Source organism: Ochrobactrum soli, assembly GCF_003664555.1.
Taxonomy (GTDB): Bacteria; Pseudomonadota; Alphaproteobacteria; order Rhizobiales; family Rhizobiaceae; genus Brucella; species Brucella teleogrylli.
The window spans coordinates 134,242-151,268 of the sequence record NZ_RCHH01000006.1 but is presented as its reverse complement, the minus strand read 5'-3'; the positions used below and the strand labels follow the sequence as shown (position 1 = coordinate 151,268).

The window sequence follows — 17,027 nt, the reverse complement described above, 5'->3', positions numbered from 1 at the left end:
GGCAAACGGAAATCAATGCCTAAGCCAGAACGTCCGCAACTTTCACACGGCGTCCCTCTTTGACCGAGCGCAAAGCCGCTTCGGCCAATGCCAAGGCCTGCAAGCCATCCTCGGCGGAAGGCGACGGCGCTTTGCCGCTATCCAGCGCATCGATGAACGACGCAATTTCCGCCGCATAAGCCTGCGTATAACGCGTCATGAAGAAATCATGCAGCGGCGGGCGGGTGTAACCATCCTTCGAAGCTATTTCTATCGATACCGGACGCTGGTTTTCCGCCGATACAGCGCCCAGCGAACCATGCACTTCAATGCGCTGATCGTAGCCATAGGAGGCGCGGCGCGAATTGGAGATAACGCACTGACGACCGGAAGCCGTGGTGAGGATGACGCTGGCGCTATCAAAATCGCCAAGCTCGCCAATCTTCGGGTCCACCAGCACCGAGGCCGAGGCCGAAACACTGTCGATTTCCTCGCCGAGAAGAAACCGCGCCATGTCAAAATCATGGATCGTCATGTCGCGGAAGATCCCGCCTGAAACCTTGATATATTCGGCGGGCGGCGCGCCGGGATCGCGGCTGGTGATCGTCACCATTTCGACCTTGCCGATCTGGCCATCGTCAATCGCCTTGCGCACGGCTGTAAAATGCGGATCGAAACGGCGGTTGAAACCGAGCATCACTTTCGCGCCGGTCTCCTTGATGACTTTCAGGCAAGCGCGCACCCGCGCAATGTCGAGATCAATCGGCTTTTCGCAGAACACCGCCTTACCTGCCCGCGCAAAGCGCTCGATCAGATCGGCATGGGTGTTGGTCGGCGTGCAGATCAGCACCGCATCCACATCACCGGACTTTTCGATCTCTTCGATTGTGCGCACATCCGCACCGGCAGCGTCGGCAATCGCGTGCGCCGCCGCCTCATTGGCGTCGGCGACTGCGACCAGTCTGGCGCGCCTGTCGGACGCTATCGCGCCCGCGTGAACCTTGCCGATGCGACCTGCGCCAAGCAGTGCCAGACGTGTCACCATTGCCTTATCCCTCCCAGGAAACCGCCGCTGTGAAACGGTTACAAAACTGATTGATATTCCCATTCATGCGTTTACCACTTAATTGTCCCGTTTATTGGGGATCGCGCGTAAGGCATATTGGAATATTTATTCTATTTTGCTAGAATGTGGCATAAAGATTGTCAAGACACCGTTTTTGGAAAGTCCGCAATGGATACAGTTTCCGCTTCATCCCCAGCCCCAACCACCGTCAAGGAATTTGAAGCGCGTCTGCTGGAAGTTTCCGACCGCCTGCCGAAGCGCCTGAAACAATGCGCGGATTTTGTCGCGGCCAATCAGGACCGCATCGCGGTTTCCACAGTCGCAGAAATGGCCGATGGCGCAGGCGTGCAAAGCTCGGCCTTCATGCGGTTTTGCCAATTGCTGGGCTTTTCCGGCTTTTCGGAAATGCAGAAGCTTTTCCGAGAATCCTATGCTGGCGGCTGGCCGGATTATTCGACCCGTCTGGAACATCTGCGCGAGACGGCAGCCAACAGCGCGCCTGCCTTGCTGGCCGAATTTGCCGAAGCGGGGCGTACGTCGCTTGAAGGCCTGCTCAAGACTATAGAACCGGAAGCGCTGGAAAGAGCCGTCGAGATTCTCGCCCGCGCCGAGACAATCCACCTCGTTGGCATTCGCCGCGCGTTTCCTGTGGCAAGCTATCTCGCTTATGCGCTGGAAAAGATGCAGGTTCCGGCCATGCTGCACAGCGCCGTCGGCAAGCTGGAAAACATGCACGCCATCCGCAAAGGCGATGTGCTTTTGGCAATCACCTTTTCGCCCTACTCCGCTGAAACCGTCGAGATGGCGGAATCCGCTGCCGCGCGCGGCGTCAATGTCGTCGGCATCACGGATACCATCGTCAGCCCGCTGAGCAAGCTTGCGCAACAAACCTTGCTGGTCTCCGAAGTGGATTTCGGCGCTTTCCGCTCGCTTTCCGCCACACTCTGCCTCGCTATCGCGCTTGCGGTTGCCGTCGGCACCGCCCGCCAGTCGGGTTGATTCCATTTTTCGGTTGAAATGGAATAATAAATCCATTTTAATCAGAAATGGAATAACTGCTATGCGCACAGAATCGCATTGCGGTCATCATAAGAAGTGCCGAGGGAGGAAGCGCATTTCATGGAGAAGCCGCTCGACTTGATAACGATTGGCCGGTCTTCGGTGGACCTCTATGGCGCGCAGATCGGCGGCCTTCTCGAAGATATGGCTTCCTTCAACAAATATGTCGGCGGCTCCCCGACGAATATCGCAACGGGCACCGCCCGGCTCGGCCTCAAATCCGCACTGATCACGCGCGTCGGCGATGAGCATATGGGCCGTTTCCTGCTGCGCGAGTTGGAACGGGAAGGTGTAGACACCCGCGGCATCGTCACCGATCCGCAACGTTTGACCGCACTGGTCATTCTGGGCATCCGCGACCAGCAGCATTTTCCGCTGATTTTCTACCGCGAGAACTGCGCCGACATGGCGCTTTGCGAAGATGATATCGACCCGTATTTCATCGCTGAAGCTGGATGCGTTCTCGCAACCGGCACCCATCTGTCGCATCCGCGCACGGAAGCCGCTGTCCTCAAGGCGCTGCGCCTTGCGCGCCAGAATGGCAGTCGCACCGCGCTCGATATCGATTATCGCCCCAATCTTTGGGGTCTTTCAGGGCATGGCGATGGCGAAAACCGTTTCATCGAATCTGCTGCCGTCACCGCAAAGCTGCAATCGAGCCTGCCGCTTTTTGACCTCATCGTAGGCACGGAGGAAGAGTTTCACATTGCAGGCGGCTCGACCGATACGCTTGCAGCCCTCACCGCTGTGCGCAAGATCACCGATGCCGTTCTTGTCTGCAAGCGCGGGCCGATGGGCGCGGTGGTTTTCGAAGGCGCTATTCCAGACAATCTCGACAAGGGGCAGAGCGGAGAAGGCTTTCCCATCGAAGTTTTCAATGTGCTGGGCGCGGGCGATGGCTTCATGTCCGGCCTGTTGCGCGGCTGGCTGAAGGGCGAGGACTGGCCGACCAGCCTGAAATTCGCCAATGCCTGCGGTGCTTTCGCCGTCTCCCGGCATGGCTGCACGCCCGCTTATCCAAGCTTCGAAGAAATGCAATATTTCTTCCGCAACGGCATTCGAAATCATGCGCTGCGCAAGGATGCGCAACTGGAACAGGTGCATTGGTCCACCAACCGCAATGGCGACTGGCCGCATATGCGGGTTTTCGCTTTCGATCATCGCATCCAGCTGGAAGAAATGGCTGCCGAGGCCGGCGTGGATAACACCAAGATCGGCGAATTCAAACGTCTCTGCCTCGACGCCGCCTTGCAGGTTTCCGGCGGAAGCGGCGGCTATGGCATCCTGTGCGATGGTAGGCTGGGTCGTGACGCGCTCTACCGGGCGGCTGGCTCCGGCCTATGGATCGGACGCCCGACCGAATGGCCGGGTTCGCGTCCGCTAAAGCTGGAACCAGACCTCGGAGCCGATTGCGGCGGACTCGTGGAATGGCCGGTGGAACATGTGGTGAAGCTTCTCTGTTTCTACCACCCGGACGATACGGCGGATATGAAGGCCGAACAGGAAGCGACCGTCAAACGGCTGTTCACGGCGGCGCGCCGCAACCGGCTGGAGTTTCTGCTGGAGATCATTCCGTCCAAGGCCGGGCCGGTCGATGACGAGACCACCGCGCGCGTCATCCAGCGCTTCTACGATATCGGCGTCTATCCTGACTGGTGGAAGCTGGAACCGATGAAGACCAAGGCGGCCTGGGCCAATGCCTGTGAAGCCATCACCCGCAACGATCCTTACACGCGTGGCATCGTGGTTCTGGGTCTTGATGCGCCAGCCGAGGAGCTGGAATCGAGCCTCGCAATAGCGGCAGGCTTCGATCTTGTGAAAGGCTTTGCGGTCGGCAGAACCATCTTCGGTGACGCAGCGCGCAAATGGCTAAATGGTAAGATCAGCGATGATGAGGCCGTTGCCGAAATGGTCGCGCGCTACAAAAACCTGTGCGATGTCTGGGACAAACTGCGCAGACACTGATTCATATCTCGGGAGGAGACATGACAACCGTTCGACTGACTGCCGCGCAAGCGCTGGTGCGTTATCTCGCGAACCAGATGACGCCGGAAGGCGACACATTCATCGCGGGTGTATGGGCTATTTTCGGTCATGGCAATGTGGCGGGGCTGGGCGAGGCGCTTTACGGCATCCGCGAGCAGTTGCCGACATGGCGCGGCCATAACGAGCAGACCATGGCCCATGCGGCCATCGCCTATACCAAGCAGCTTGGCCGCAAACGCGCCTGCGCCGTCACATCCTCCATTGGCCCCGGCGCGACCAATATGGTGACGGCGGCAGCGCTGGCCCATGTGAACCGCCTGCCCGTTCTGCTTATTCCCGGCGATGTCTTCGCCAATCGCGGCCCCGATCCCGTGCTGCAGCAGATCGAGGATTTCGACGACGGCACCATGACCGTCAACGACTGTTTCCGCCCGGTGAGCCGCTACTTCGACCGCATCACCCGACCGGAACAGCTTCTCACCGCCCTGCCCCGCGCCTTCCGCACCATGACCGATCCAGCCGATTGTGGCCCGGTGACACTCGCCTTCTGTCAGGATGTTCAGGCGGAAGCCTATGACTGGCCGCTGGAATTCTTCGCGCCGAAAGTCTGGCATTGGCGTCGCCCTCCGCCGGATGAACTGGAGCTCGCAACCGCCATCGCCGCAATCCGCAACGCATCCAAGCCTGTGATCGTCGCAGGCGGCGGCGTGCATTATTCCGGCGCGCATGAGGCTTTGAAGCAATTTGCCGAAACGCACGGCATTCCCGTCATCGAAACGCAGGCCGGTAAATCCGCACTGCCATGGGATCATCCGCTCAATTTCGGCCCGGTTGGTGTGACGGGTGCCGACAGCGCCAATGCTGTTGCCGCCGAAGCGGATCTGGTGATCGGCGTTGGCACTCGCTTTCAGGATTTCACCACCGGCTCATGGGCGCTGTTCAAGCATCCGGGCCGCAAGCTCTTGTCGCTCAACGTCCAGCCCTATGACGGGGCGAAGCACAATGCGCTGCCTTTGGTGGCGGATGCGCGGATCGGGTTGCAGGCGCTTGACACTGCGCTTTCAGGCTACAAGCGCTTGCCTGTTGACATGGGATTGAAAGACAAATGGTTTGCCGATGCCGACCGGATCACCGCTGCACCAACGGAGGGCAATGCCCTGCCCACCGACATGCAGGTCATCGGTGCCGTACAACGCCAGTCACGCGACAATACGGTTGTCATGTGCGCAGCCGGTACGATGCCGGGCGAGTTGCACCAGCTCTGGAAGGCCGGGCGCGCCATGTCCTATCACATGGAGTATGGCTTCTCCTGCATGGGCTATGAAATTGCGGGTGGCCTTGGCATCAAGATGGCTGAGCCGGACCGCGACGTCATCGTCATGGTTGGCGATGGCTCCTACATGATGGCAAACTCCGAACTCGCCACCGCCGTGATGCTGGGCCAGAAAATCACCGTTGTCCTGACGGACAATCACGGCTTTGGCTGCATCAACCGGCTGCAAATGGCCACTGGTGGCGCGGAATTCAACAATCTGCTCGACCATGCCGCCCATGTGAACCCGTCGCAGATCGACTTCGCCGCGCATGCCCGCGCCATGGGTGCGGATACACGCAAGGTTACGTCGATCACGGAGCTGGAAGCGGCCCTTGCCGAAACACGCGAAAGCCCACGCACAAGTGTGATCGTCATCGATACCGATCCCTACCCGACGCCTGACACTGGCGGCTGGTGGTGGGATGTTGCCGTGCCGGAAGTATCGGAGCGCGAACAGGTACGCGCTGCCCGCCGCGCCTATGAAGCTCAGCTGAAAGAAAGAAACTGACCGATGATCTTGTACGGCACCAATCCCATTGCCTGGTCCAATGATGACGACCGCAGCCTCGGCGCGCATATCACGCTGGATCAATGCCTGGATGAAGCGGCGAAAATCGGCTTCGACGGCATCGAAAAGGGCCATAAATTCCCGCAGGAACCACAAGCGCTCAAGGCTGTGCTGGAGCTGCGGGGATTGCGTTATGTTTCCGGCTGGCACTCGCTCAACCTGCTCGTCAATTCGGTCGAAGACGAGAAAGCCGCGATGCAGCCCGCGCTTGACCTTCTGAAGGCCATGGGCTCGAAGGTCATCATCGTCTGCGAAACCTCCAACGCCATTCACGGCGATAACGACAAGCCGCTTTCCGAACGCCCCGTGCTGGAAGAAGCGCGCTGGCCAACTTTCGGCGCTGGCGTCGAAGCGCTCGCAGCTCATGCGGCTCAACAGGGGATTGCGCTCGTTTATCATCACCATATGGGCACGATCGTGCAAAGCGAGGACGAAATCGACCTGCTGATGCACCATACTGGCCCGGCGACGAAACTCCTGCTCGACACCGGGCATTGCCTGTTTGGCGGTGGCGATCCTGAGCGCGCAGCAAAAAAGCATATGGCGCGCGTCGGCCATATCCACGCCAAGAATGTTCGCCCGACTATTGCAACCGAAGTCAGCGACCAAAGCCTTTCCTTCCTTGAAGGGGTGCGTCGCGGCGTGTTCACGGTTCCGGGCGACAAGGAAGGCGCGGTCGATTTCGTACCTGTTCTCAAGCAAGCTGCCGAACACGGCTATCAGGGCTGGCTCGTCATCGAAGCCGAACAGGACCCGGATATTCGCAACCCGTTCGAATATCAGACGCTGGGGCTGAAATCGCTGAAAGCATTCGCCAGGGACGCAGGGCTCGACAAGGGAGACTGAGACATGGCTAATCTGTTACGCAAGCCGCAAGGCACGCATGGCAAAGTCCACGACATCACGCCGGAAAGTGCCGAATGGGGTTATGTCGGTTTCGGTCTCTACCGGTTGAAACCGGGCGACACGGTCTCCGAGCGGACCGATGTCAACGAAGTCATTCTGGTGCTGGTGGAAGGCAAGGCCAAAATCACCGCATCGGGCGAAGATTTTGGCGAAATGGGCGAACGCATGAGCGTGTTCGACAAGCTGCCGCCGCATTGCGTCTATGTTCCGGCGGAAAGCGATTGGCTCGCCATAGCGACAAGCGATTGCGTCCTCGCCGTCTGCACAGCACCCGGCAAGCCCGGACGCAAGGCGCAGAAACTTGGCCCCGAAGGCCTGACGCTGGAGCAGCGCGGCAAGGGTTCCAACACGCGCTACATTCACAATATCGCGATGGAAGGCCGCGATGTTGCCGACAGCCTGCTGGTGACGGAAGTCTTCACGCCACAGGGCAACTGGTCGTCCTATCCGCCGCACCGGCATGACGAGGACAATTATCCGGATATGACCTATCTGGAGGAGACTTATTACCACCGGCTCAATCCGGCGCAGGGCTATGGCATCCAGCGCGTCTTCACCGAAGATGGCAGCCTCGATGAAACAATGGCTGTTTCAGATGGTGATGTCGTGCTGGTCCCGAAGGGGCACCACCCCTGCGGCTCGCCCTATGGCTATGAGATGTATTATCTCAACGTCATGGCCGGACCTTTGCGCAAATGGCGCTTCAAGAACCACCCCGATCACGACTGGATTTATCAGCGCGATAATCCAACCTCGTAAAAGATGAGAGCGGAAGACGGCAGTACTGTCAGTACCATAATGAAAAAAATATTTTAGGTATAAATCTAAAGAAAATCATTTTTTAGGGAATAAAATGTCGCAGCATGTTAAGATATACAACTCTGAACATAGAGCATACTTGGTTTGCCGGAGATCAACATGGGATGGAATTCACCCAGTAGAATTAAATAAAAACCCCTCAATTGAAGATTTTTACCAAACCTGGACCCTAGCTTGGCAAGATCAGCATGTCTTCATTCTCGAGATAGCACCCATTCAAGTGAATCTGTTTATGTTCGATCCCCAAAGCCCGATTAATCCTATACCAACGGCACACACCGCGTGGGCCGCCAAAACCAGCTATAAATCGCCCGTAGAACTTATATATAACGCGAAAGAAAATAGCATCAAAACAAATGCTGGAAGCTCCTCTCTGTATCTTACCAGCGACCTCAAAGAATCTTTCGCTTATTTTGATATAGAACCGCAGAAATACTGGGAAATCCAGTATGACTGGAATAAGACAATTTAATATTTGGATTTTCTTATAGTCCAACAGCCATCTTCGGATCATCTACTGCACCGGGAACGGGTACAAAAACCAAACGCGCCGCAGCCACATAGGCAATCATCAGTGCTCCAGAACGGTCGCGTATGAACGTGTCTCCCGCTACAAGCAGGTTCTCAACGATCTTCCTAACTGCCTACGGCGTGAGACGTTATTGCGACCATGAGATGGCAACCCCGCCCCTTGCGAAGGGGCTGCTTCAAAAATCATCCCGAGCTACAACTCGATTTCCTGCGTGATAACCCAATCTTGCAGATGATGAAAACAGAACCGGCAATACTGTCAGTATAATTCCATGAAAAACATCCGTATAAAGAGACAAAATTTAACAAAATCAATAGAGTTATTATGTACAAAAAAGTGAAAATATACGATAATGAAAATGAAAGCTATTTGGTCTGCGGGAGCGGGCCAGTGGGAGATGGAACGTATGACGTAACACTGGATATTGGTGGATACCAGAGTCAAACTATTTACGAGACTTGGGCTTTGGTTCCAGTAACCCCGGATGAAAATGTCTTCATTCTAAGAATGGAGCCTCTTGGGGTACATCTGATTTCATTCTCCAGTGACCCCAAAGAATTCCCCATCCTAAGGGCTGCCAAGCCCGATTTTGCGTCACCTGTGGAACTTAAGTACAACGCTAACAACAAAACGATCATCACGAATGCTGGAAGCGCTTCTCTGTATCTTTCCAGCGCTGCAAAAGATGAGGTTGTTTACTTCACACCTGACGTAGCAACTCCCTGGGAAATCCAATATATCTGAAAGAAAGCCCCGGAAATCCGGAGCCTCTCTTATGGTCCCGCAATTCTCTTCTGATCATCCGCTGCACCAATGCCAGGGACGGCATTGCATATCGTGCGTGGTGGATTGAGCATCGGAGCTATGAAAAAGAAAATGGCGGCTCGAAAGCCGCCTTTTTCAATTTCAAGAGCGAGACCGGTTAGCCGATTGCCATCAGGCTGGCATTGCCGCCTGCAGCCGTCGTGTTGATCGAGGTCGAGACCTCTTCCAAAAGCCAGTTGAGGCAGTAAGCATCGTCCTTGGCGGCCAGTTCTTCCGTCGATGCGGCCTGCGTCAGAACCAATGGTCCCGGCAGCCCCGCGATCTTCTGGTTGACCTCAAGAATGCGCGCACTGTCACCTTCGACAAGTGCACCGGCGAAAGGCGCATCCGCCTGCCAGTCCTTGCTCCAGCCGATGCGGGCGGCAACGCTGGCTGGCAAGTCTTTCAGGCTGGCCTGCAAGCCGGAAGCCGCATCGATTGCCGCCGTGTTGCCGGTGGCAAGCGCTGCTGTCAGCTGGCGATAGAGACCTATCTCGGTCTGCGGCACCAGCAGGATGCGACCACGCGGATGCAGCGCATAGAGGTTGCGTTCACCAACCGGACCCGGCAGCTCGATATCGAGACCGAGCGCCGAAACGCTGCCCGTCTCACGCGCTGCCTGCGCCAGATCGTTCATGCCGCGCTGGCCAAGCCACTTCGCGAAATCCTTGAGCGCTGCATCGGTGTGTACCGAGCTATGGCGCGGCGGGATCGGAGCGGTATCAACCAGACGTCCGAGATAGAGCGGACCACCCGCCTTCGGGCCGGTGCCGGACAGGCCGCGGCCACCGAACGGCTGAACGCCGACAATCGCACCGATGACGTTGCGGTTGATATAGATGTTACCGACGCGGATACGGTCGGCGACATTGGCGATGGTTTCATCAAGGCGCGTATGCAGACCGAAGGTCAGACCATAGCCCGTGGCGTTGATATCATCGATCAGGCGCTCCATGTCGTCGCGCTTGTAGCGCACCACATGCAGAACCGGGCCGAACACTTCACGCTTCAGATCGCGCAGCGTTTCGATTTCGATGATGGTCGGCGCAACATAGGTGCCCTTGGCCGTTTCCGGTCCCAGCGGAAGCTGCTCGACCTTGCGGCCAAGCTCACGCATGCCCTGAATGTGCTTTTCGATGATGCTCTTGGCTTCATCGGTGATGACCGGGCCGATATCAACCTTCAGCTTGTCGGTGCGCCCTATGGACAATTCGCGCAGCGCGCCCTTGAGCATGACCAGAATGCGGTCGGCCACATCTTCCTGCAGGCAAAGCACACGCAGCGCCGAGCAGCGCTGACCGGCACTGTCGAAGGCAGAAGCGATCACGTCGAAGACAACCTGTTCGGCCAGAGCCGAAGAATCGACGATCATGGCGTTCTGGCCGCCGGTTTCGGCGATCAGCGGGATCGGTTTGCCGTTTGGCAGCAGGCGCGAAGCAAGCTGCGCCTGAATGAGTCGCGCAACTTCCGTCGAGCCAGTGAACATCACGCCGCAGGTTTCCGACGCTGCAACCAGTGCCGCACCGATGCGACCATCGCCCGGCAGGAGCTGAAGCGCGTCAGCGGGAATACCGGCTTCGTGCAGGATACGCACGCCCTGCGCTGCGATCAGCGGCGTTTCCTCAGCAGGCTTCGCCAGAACCGGATTGCCAGCGACAAGCGCGGCTGCAATCTGGCCGGTGAAGATAGCGAGCGGGAAGTTCCACGGGCTGATGCAGATGATTGGACCGAGCGCCTTATGCGCAACGCCAAATGTGCGGCGGGTCTGTTCGGCATAATAGCGCAGGAAGTCGATGGCTTCGCGCACTTCGGCAATGGCGTTCGGCATGGACTTGCCCGCTTCACGCATCACGAGGCCGAGCAGTTCCGGCATGTCGCGCTGCATGATGTCGGCAGCGCGATCAAGGCAAGCGGCGCGTTCGGTGGGCGCAACGGCGGACCAGCTTGCAGTCGCCGTCTTTGCAATGGCCATCGCCTTGGCAACATCAGCGGCGTCGATTTCCGTGACCGTGCCGACAACGTCTTCGTGGTCGCCGGGGTTGAGAACCGGGCGGCTTGCGCCCTTTACCTTGACGCCTGCAACCTGCGGCTCGGACGTCCAGCTGCGATCTGCCGTCGCTTCAAGCTTCTTGCTCAGCGCATCGAGCGTCACTTCGTTGGACAGGTCGAAACCGGCGGAATTCTGGCGAGCGCCATAGAGACCTTCCGGCAGCGCAATCTGGTCATGGCGCGCACCGACGACGGCCATGGAGCGCACGACCTCGACCGGATCGGCGACCAGCTCATCAACGGACACATTTTCATCGCCAATGCGATTGACGAAGGATGAGTTCGCGCCGTTTTCGAGCAGGCGGCGCACCAGATAGGCCAGCAGTGTTTCATGCGTGCCAACCGGCGCATAAATGCGGGCCGGACGGCCAAGCTTGGACGGGCCGACAACTTCGTCATAAAGCGGCTCACCCATGCCGTGCAGGCACTGGAATTCGAACTTGCCGGTTTTGAAATCCTGGCCGGCGATGTGATAGATCGTCGCCAGCGTCTGCGCATTGTGGGTCGCGAACTGCGGGAAGACGGCATCGGTTGCCGCCAGCAGCTTGCGAGCGCAGGCAATGTAGGAAACGTCGGTGTGCACCTTGCGGGTATAGACCGGGAAGTCTTCCAGACCGTCCACCTGCGCGCGCTTGATTTCGGCGTCCCAATAAGCGCCCTTCACCAGACGCACCATGACACGGCGCTTGTTCTGGCGGGCCAGATCGATGATGAAATCGAGCACGAACGGGCAGCGCTTGCCATAGGCCTGCACCACGAAGCCGATGCCTTCCCAATCGGCCAGATCCGGATCTTCGATCAGGCTCTGCAACAGATCGAGAGACAGTTCCAGACGGTCAGCTTCTTCGGCGTCAATGTTCAGACCGATATTGTAGGACTTGGCGATGGCCGCGAGTGCCTTCACCTTCGGCAGCAATTCACCCATGACGCGTTCGCTCTGCGAGCGGACATAACGCGGATGCAGCGCCGAAAGCTTGATGGAAATGCCGGGGCCGTCATAGATGCCGCGACCAGCGGAAGCGCGGCCAATGGCATGAATGGCGGTTTCGTAATCCTTGTAGTAGCGCTCGGCGTCGGCAGCGGTGGTCGCGGCCTCGCCCAGCATATCGTAGGAGTAACGGAAGCCGCGTTCTTCGAGCGGCTTGGCGCGCTTCAGCGCTTCATCAATGGTTTCGCCGGTGACGAACTGCTCGCCCATCATGCGCATGGCCATATCGACGCCACGGCGGATAACCGGCTCGCCGCAGCGGGCGATCAGGCGCGTCAACGCAGCCGAAAGGCCGCGATCATTGACGGTGTTGGTCAGCTTACCGGTGACGACGAGGCCCCAGGTGGCAGCATTGACGAACAGCGAGCGACCGCCGCCGATATGGGACTTCCAGTCGCCGTTGGAAATCTTGTCGCGAATAAGCGCGTCGCGGGTCGCCATGTCTGGAATACGCAGCAGCGCTTCGGCAAGGCACATCAGCGCCACGCCTTCCTGGCTCGACAGCGAATATTCATGCACCAGACCTTCAACGCCGGTGCCCTTGTGCTTGGCGCGCAGCGCCTCGATCAGCTTGCGCGCCGTTGCGCGCACCGCCTTGCGGGTTTCATCCGGCAGTGTCGCCTGCTCAACCAGAGCCGTCACGCATTCCGCTTCCGAACGACGATAGGCGCTCGTGATGATCTGACGCAGAGCGCTCTGCTCGCGGATCGGCGGCGCAAAATTCTGGAAAACCGGATTTGTGGGAGCTGGAATTTTATCGGTCATGGTGCAAGGCTCGCAAAAGAGAACAGGCCCGGGCGTAACGCCCAGTTTACCTCTGTTTTATTTGGGTGCACACTATCATCGGCGCAAATTGCATTCTGCCTTGATTTGAACCATATAAAGGAAAAACGATCTTATTATCGCGATCTATAAAGGCAAAATGAATGCGAAAGATAGAGTCTATAGACGATCTGGATCAGTTCGACCGGCGCATTCTGGAAGTTCTCAGCGAAGACGGCAGAATTCCGGTAACCGAGCTGTCTAAAAAGGTCGGTCTTTCCAAGACGCCATGTCAGGCGCGACTGAAAAGGCTGGTCGATGAAGGCTATATTCTGGGCTTTCGCGCGGCTATCGATCCGGAGAAACTTGGCATCGATCACATCGCCTTCACGACGGTCAAACTGTCCGACACACGCGAGGCGGCGCTCAACGCCTTCAACACGGCGGTGCGCAAGATACGCGAGGTGGAAGAGTGCCACATGATCGCGAGCTCGTTCGATTATCTTTTGAAAGTGCGTACACCAAATATCCGTCGCTATCGCGAAGTGCTGGGCGAGAAGATTTCCAGCCTGCCCAATGTGGCAAGCACATCGACCTTCGTGGTGATGGAATCCGTCAAGGACAATCGCCCCGTCAGAGTCTATCCGGGCGCGATCTGACCAAAAGAAAATGGCGGGCATTGCCCGCCATTTTCATTTTCCATTACTGGAACGGATTAGTTCAGGCCAAGCGTGCCGCGCAGCGTGGACAGGTCTTCGGCCAGCGTCGTCACCGGACCGGCAAGCGCCTTGCGGTCGTCTTCCGACAGCTTGTCATAGGTTTCGTAGCCGTCGCCCTTCTTGTACTTGGCAAGAATATCGTCAACGGTCTTGAAGTTGGCTTCGACCTTCTTGATCAGGTCAGGATTTTCCTTCTCGATCAGCGGCTTGAACAACTCGACAATCTTCTGCGCGCCATCGACATTGGCCTTGAAATCCCAAAGGTCGGTGTGGCTGTAACGGTCTTCTTCGCCGGAAATCTTGCCAGCAGCCACTTCCTCCATGAGTGCGGCTGCACCGCCCACGACCTTTTCGGGCGGAACAGTCAGGTCTTTTACACGCTTCTGGAGTTCCAGAACATCGGCATAGAGCTTGTCCGCAAAAGGCGTCAGGCCATCGGTCGTGTTCTGTGCGAACAGGCCATATTCGAGGCGGTGGAAGCCGGTGAAATCTTCCGACTTCTCGCCATTCTCATGATCGTCGGCGCGGCTATCGATGGATGCATCGAGATCCGCGAAAAGTTCGGCAATCGGCTCGATCTTTTCATAGGAGACGCGCGAGGACGGATAGAGTTCTTTGGCCTTCGCCAGATCGCCAGCCTTGATCGCATCCGTGAAAGCCTTGGTGTCCTTCACCAGAATGTCGAGGTGCTCCTGCACATAGACCTTGTAGTCGGCAATCGGCTGGACGAGATCCAGCGGCGAAACCTCGGCCTTGGCAGCGCCGAAGCTGAGCGAGAGCGCGACGGCGCAAGCCGAAGCAAGCCCAGAAACATACAGGGGCAGACGATACTTCATGTTTAGCCTCTCCATGATGATGGACAGAGCGCTCCGGCCTCAACCGTCAAAACGCTCTGTCATCTTGTTTGTGCATTTCTCCAAACAGCTTGGGCAGTTGTGGGGGAAATGCCTCCACCTCACCCGCGGGCGTTTTGCGGCCCGCTCGCCGCAAGCAATCCACGCGCGTAATAGTCCTGATCGTCCGTCACGCCCGGCAGCGCGAAGAAATATCCGCCGCCGATGGGCTTGATATATTCTTCCAGCGGCTCGCCATTGAGGCGGTTCTGGACCGTGATGAAACCTTTTTCGAGGTTGGCCTGATAGGCAATGAACAGCAGCCCCATATCGAGCTGGCCCGACTTGGTGACACCGTTCGAATAGTTGAACGGACGGCGCAGGATCAGGTTCTCATGCGCCTTGGCATCACGCGGATTGGCCAAACGGATATGCGAATCCATCGGCGTGACCTTGCCATCGTGATCCTTGGCAAAATCCGGCACATCGGCTTCTGTCTTACCGTCGAACGGCGCACCGCTATCCTTGCGACGACCGAAAATCGTCTCCTGCTCCTGCAATGGCGTGCGGTCCCAGCGCTCCACCATATTGCGGATGATGCGCACCGCGACATAGCTGCCATTGGCGGCCCAATCCGGCTCGTCGCTTTCCTTCTGCACCCAGACAACCTGCTGCATCAGTTTCTTGTCGGATGCATCCGGATTGGCCGACCCATCGCGGAAACCGAGGAAGTTACGCGCGCTTTCCTTGGCTTTCGGCGAATGCGGCGGCTGCACCGGCACAGTGCCTTCCTGCTTCCAGCGCACCATCAGCAAGTCCGGCATATTCTTCATAATATCGCGAAGCGCGTGAATATTGGTGTCCGGCGTGTTGGAGCAGAACTGGATCATCAGATCGCCATGGCAGATGTCCTTCTGCAAGGCATCGTTGGGGAAGCCGGTCATGCGCTGAAGGCGCTTCGGTCTCATCGGCTTCAGGCCGAAACGGTCATCGAACAGCGAATTGCCGAGCGCGACCGTTATCGTCAAATTGTCCGGCGTCACCGTCGGGCCGAGAATGCCTGAATCAGACGGCGGAAATTTTGCGTCGAGCACCGGCGGCTCGCCGCCCTTCATGAGAAAGGCAGCGCGCTCGGTCAGGAGTTTGAACATGCGCTCAAGTTCACCGCGATCCCGCGCCAGAACATCGAAGGCGGCAACCAGGCCAGCCGCCGGACGCGCATTGACAATGCCCGGCTGGTGAACGCCATGGAACGGCTGGCTTTCGTGAATTTTGTCGCTTTCCGGCGCGTTGGTCACGCTGTCGGAAGACAGTGCATGGGCCGGTTGCGGGTTCAACACGCCCGCCACCGCGCCGGCAACGCCGGTTGCCCCAGCGCCCAGCAGCAATGCGCGGCGTGAAGGTGAAACAGGATTATCGGTTTTCAAAAATTTCTTGGTCATTAATCCACTCCCAATTGATCGCGGAGTTTAGAGAATTGGGCGGCGAGCGAAGCGGCACCGTCCTTGATCTTCGCCTTTTCATCAGACGAAAGATTGTCATAGGTCTTGAAACCATTGCCTTCGGCATTGGCGCTCAAAAGAGCGTTCACCGCAGCCAGTTCCTTGTCGATGCCTTCAAATGCCTTCGCATCGACCTTGTCCACGATGGGACGCAACACATCCACCGTCTTGGCCGCGCCTTCAACGAGACCGGCGAATGCGTGCAGATCGGTGTGGGCATAGCGGTCTTCACCCGTATCGCCCGCCGTCGAAGCAAAGCGATTAAGCGCCGATGCAGTGCCTGCCAGCATGCGATCCGGCGAAATGCGCAGGGCGCGAATACGCTCCTTCAAGGCACCGGCATCCTGCGCCAGCTTAGTCGCGACCGGAGCCAGACCGTCTGCCGATTTCTGCTCGAACAGCCCGTATTCGATACGATGCAGGCCGCCAAAAGCAGCATCCTGCTCACGCTTTTCAAAATAATCAGCGCGCGCATTGATGGCCGTATCGAGATCGGAGAAGGCTTCGGAAACCGGCGCAATGCGGGCATAGGCGGCGCGGGCCGGACCATAGGCTGCCTGCGCTGCTTCCAGATTGCCGCTGGTGACAGCAGCCGACAGATCGCCTGTCTCCTTCTGGAATTCAGCCACTTCTGCTGCAAGATAAATCTGGTATTCCGCCAGCGCGCCGATGAAGGCGGTCAGTGGCAGCTTCTTGCCCTTCTCGGCATCGCTGGCAGCGGACGGCGTCACCGTCAGCTTGCCACGCGGGTTGGACAGCAGGCCGCAGGTGATCTGATATTCGCCGGGCGCAAGCTTTGCCGTGATTGTCTGCTTGAAACCGGGCGCGATATTTTCGCGCTCTTCCAGCACCATGACGCCATCCAGAATTTCCCACTCGACGGTGCGGTCGGACTTGTTGACGATCTCGAACACCGAGCGGCCCGCCGGAACGGACAACTCGTTCGGCTCGCAGCTTTTGGCATTGATCGCCACCTGAATTTTGCCTTCTGCATCGGCATGGCGCGCCTTGTCCGAAACGCGGGAGGCGTAATAGAAGGCCGCCCCCGCCGCCACGAGCAGCAGCACGGCCAGCACCAGCCCGATGCGAACCAGATTGCGGGAGAAAGGTTCGGTGGCTTTAGGGTTCGTCATGAAAAAT

The 17,027-nt window shown here is 57.9% G+C and carries 13 protein-coding genes and 1 pseudogene; 8 read left to right on the top strand and 6 right to left on the bottom strand.

What is annotated here, in order from left to right; translation table 11 throughout:
- Positions 1-19: 19 nt before the first annotated feature.
- The gene (gene iolG / locus D8666_RS12480) at positions 20-1,024 is read right to left on the bottom strand and encodes an inositol 2-dehydrogenase (protein WP_109367201.1); all 1,005 of its coding nucleotides are present in this window, start codon (positions 1,022-1,024) and stop codon (positions 20-22) included.
- A 189-nt stretch (positions 1,025-1,213) separates the two neighbouring features.
- Between iolG and D8666_RS12475 the strand changes: the two genes are divergently transcribed.
- The 6 genes from D8666_RS12475 to D8666_RS12450 all read left to right on the top strand — a co-directional run bounded on the left by D8666_RS12475 (position 1,214) and on the right by D8666_RS12450 (position 8,170).
- Complete coding sequence (locus D8666_RS12475) at positions 1,214-2,044, top strand: MurR/RpiR family transcriptional regulator (RefSeq protein WP_109367200.1); 831 nt, start codon at positions 1,214-1,216, stop codon at positions 2,042-2,044.
- Between the two features lie 120 nt (positions 2,045-2,164).
- Positions 2,165-4,069, top strand: a complete 1,905-nt coding sequence (locus D8666_RS12470; RefSeq protein ID WP_109367199.1) for a bifunctional 5-dehydro-2-deoxygluconokinase/5-dehydro-2-deoxyphosphogluconate aldolase — start codon at positions 2,165-2,167, stop codon at positions 4,067-4,069.
- A gap of 20 nt (positions 4,070-4,089) precedes the next feature.
- The gene (gene iolD, locus D8666_RS12465) at positions 4,090-5,913 is read left to right on the top strand and encodes a 3D-(3,5/4)-trihydroxycyclohexane-1,2-dione acylhydrolase (decyclizing) (RefSeq protein WP_121538227.1); all 1,824 of its coding nucleotides are present in this window, start codon (positions 4,090-4,092) and stop codon (positions 5,911-5,913) included.
- A 3-nt stretch (positions 5,914-5,916) separates the two neighbouring features.
- Complete coding sequence (iolE, locus tag D8666_RS12460; protein ID WP_121538225.1) at positions 5,917-6,819, top strand: myo-inosose-2 dehydratase; 903 nt, start codon at positions 5,917-5,919, stop codon at positions 6,817-6,819.
- A 3-nt stretch (positions 6,820-6,822) separates the two neighbouring features.
- Complete coding sequence (gene iolB / locus D8666_RS12455; protein WP_109367196.1) at positions 6,823-7,638, top strand: 5-deoxy-glucuronate isomerase; 816 nt, start codon at positions 6,823-6,825, stop codon at positions 7,636-7,638.
- A 94-nt stretch (positions 7,639-7,732) separates the two neighbouring features.
- Positions 7,733-8,170, top strand: a complete 438-nt coding sequence (locus D8666_RS12450) for a hypothetical protein (protein WP_109367195.1) — start codon at positions 7,733-7,735, stop codon at positions 8,168-8,170.
- Positions 8,171-8,237: 67 nt separating this feature from the next.
- On the opposite strand, the pseudogene D8666_RS12445 reads toward D8666_RS12450, so the two are convergent.
- Positions 8,238-8,339 (bottom strand): annotated as a pseudogene (locus D8666_RS12445) (inositol monophosphatase family protein); the annotation flags it as partial.
- Between the two features lie 215 nt (positions 8,340-8,554).
- On the opposite strand from D8666_RS12445, the gene D8666_RS12440 reads away from it, so the two are divergent.
- Positions 8,555-8,974 (top strand): hypothetical protein, encoded by a 420-nt coding sequence (locus D8666_RS12440; protein WP_109367194.1) that lies wholly within the window; start codon positions 8,555-8,557, stop codon positions 8,972-8,974.
- Between the two features lie 178 nt (positions 8,975-9,152).
- On the opposite strand, the gene putA is transcribed toward D8666_RS12440, so the two are convergent.
- Positions 9,153-12,836 (bottom strand): trifunctional transcriptional regulator/proline dehydrogenase/L-glutamate gamma-semialdehyde dehydrogenase, encoded by a 3,684-nt coding sequence (gene putA / locus D8666_RS12435; protein ID WP_109367193.1) that lies wholly within the window; start codon positions 12,834-12,836, stop codon positions 9,153-9,155.
- A gap of 161 nt (positions 12,837-12,997) precedes the next feature.
- On the opposite strand from putA, the gene D8666_RS12430 reads away from it, so the two are divergent.
- Positions 12,998-13,492 carry an Lrp/AsnC family transcriptional regulator gene (locus D8666_RS12430; RefSeq protein ID WP_109367192.1) on the top strand — a complete coding sequence of 165 codons (495 nt, stop codon included), beginning with the start codon at positions 12,998-13,000 and terminating at the stop codon, positions 13,490-13,492.
- Between the two features lie 56 nt (positions 13,493-13,548).
- Here the strand turns inward: D8666_RS12430 and efeO (D8666_RS12425) are convergent, their stop codons facing one another.
- The 3 genes from efeO (D8666_RS12425) to efeO (D8666_RS12415) form a co-directional block, all read right to left on the bottom strand.
- The gene (gene efeO, locus D8666_RS12425) at positions 13,549-14,388 is read right to left on the bottom strand and encodes an iron uptake system protein EfeO (protein WP_109367191.1); all 840 of its coding nucleotides are present in this window, start codon (positions 14,386-14,388) and stop codon (positions 13,549-13,551) included.
- 119 nt (positions 14,389-14,507) lie between these two features.
- Positions 14,508-15,827 carry an iron uptake transporter deferrochelatase/peroxidase subunit gene (gene efeB / locus D8666_RS12420; RefSeq protein ID WP_109367190.1) on the bottom strand — a complete coding sequence of 440 codons (1,320 nt, stop codon included), beginning with the start codon at positions 15,825-15,827 and terminating at the stop codon, positions 14,508-14,510.
- A complete protein-coding gene (gene efeO / locus D8666_RS12415) occupies positions 15,827-17,020 on the bottom strand; it encodes an iron uptake system protein EfeO (RefSeq protein WP_109367189.1) in 1,194 nt (397 codons plus the stop codon). The genes efeB and efeO (D8666_RS12415) overlap by 1 nt, the downstream gene beginning before the upstream one ends.
- Between the last annotated feature and the right edge of the window lie 7 nt (positions 17,021-17,027).

Coding starts and splice junctions, on each gene's coding strand:
- D8666_RS12430 (WP_109367192.1), top strand. CDS start 12,998: ATGCGAAAGATAGAGTCTATAGACGATCTGGATCAGTTCGACCGGCGC.
- iolG (WP_109367201.1), bottom strand. CDS start 1,024: ATGGTGACACGTCTGGCACTGCTTGGCGCAGGTCGCATCGGCAAGGTT.
- iolD (WP_121538227.1), top strand. CDS start 4,090: ATGACAACCGTTCGACTGACTGCCGCGCAAGCGCTGGTGCGTTATCTC.
- iolB (WP_109367196.1), top strand. CDS start 6,823: ATGGCTAATCTGTTACGCAAGCCGCAAGGCACGCATGGCAAAGTCCAC.
- efeB (WP_109367190.1), bottom strand. CDS start 15,827: ATGACCAAGAAATTTTTGAAAACCGATAATCCTGTTTCACCTTCACGC.
- putA (WP_109367193.1), bottom strand. CDS start 12,836: ATGACCGATAAAATTCCAGCTCCCACAAATCCGGTTTTCCAGAATTTT.
- iolE (WP_121538225.1), top strand. CDS start 5,917: ATGATCTTGTACGGCACCAATCCCATTGCCTGGTCCAATGATGACGAC.
- D8666_RS12450 (WP_109367195.1), top strand. CDS start 7,733: ATGTCGCAGCATGTTAAGATATACAACTCTGAACATAGAGCATACTTG.
- efeO (WP_109367191.1), bottom strand. CDS start 14,388: ATGAAGTATCGTCTGCCCCTGTATGTTTCTGGGCTTGCTTCGGCTTGC.
- efeO (WP_109367189.1), bottom strand. CDS start 17,020: ATGACGAACCCTAAAGCCACCGAACCTTTCTCCCGCAATCTGGTTCGC.
- D8666_RS12475 (WP_109367200.1), top strand. CDS start 1,214: ATGGATACAGTTTCCGCTTCATCCCCAGCCCCAACCACCGTCAAGGAA.
- D8666_RS12470 (WP_109367199.1), top strand. CDS start 2,165: ATGGAGAAGCCGCTCGACTTGATAACGATTGGCCGGTCTTCGGTGGAC.
- D8666_RS12440 (WP_109367194.1), top strand. CDS start 8,555: ATGTACAAAAAAGTGAAAATATACGATAATGAAAATGAAAGCTATTTG.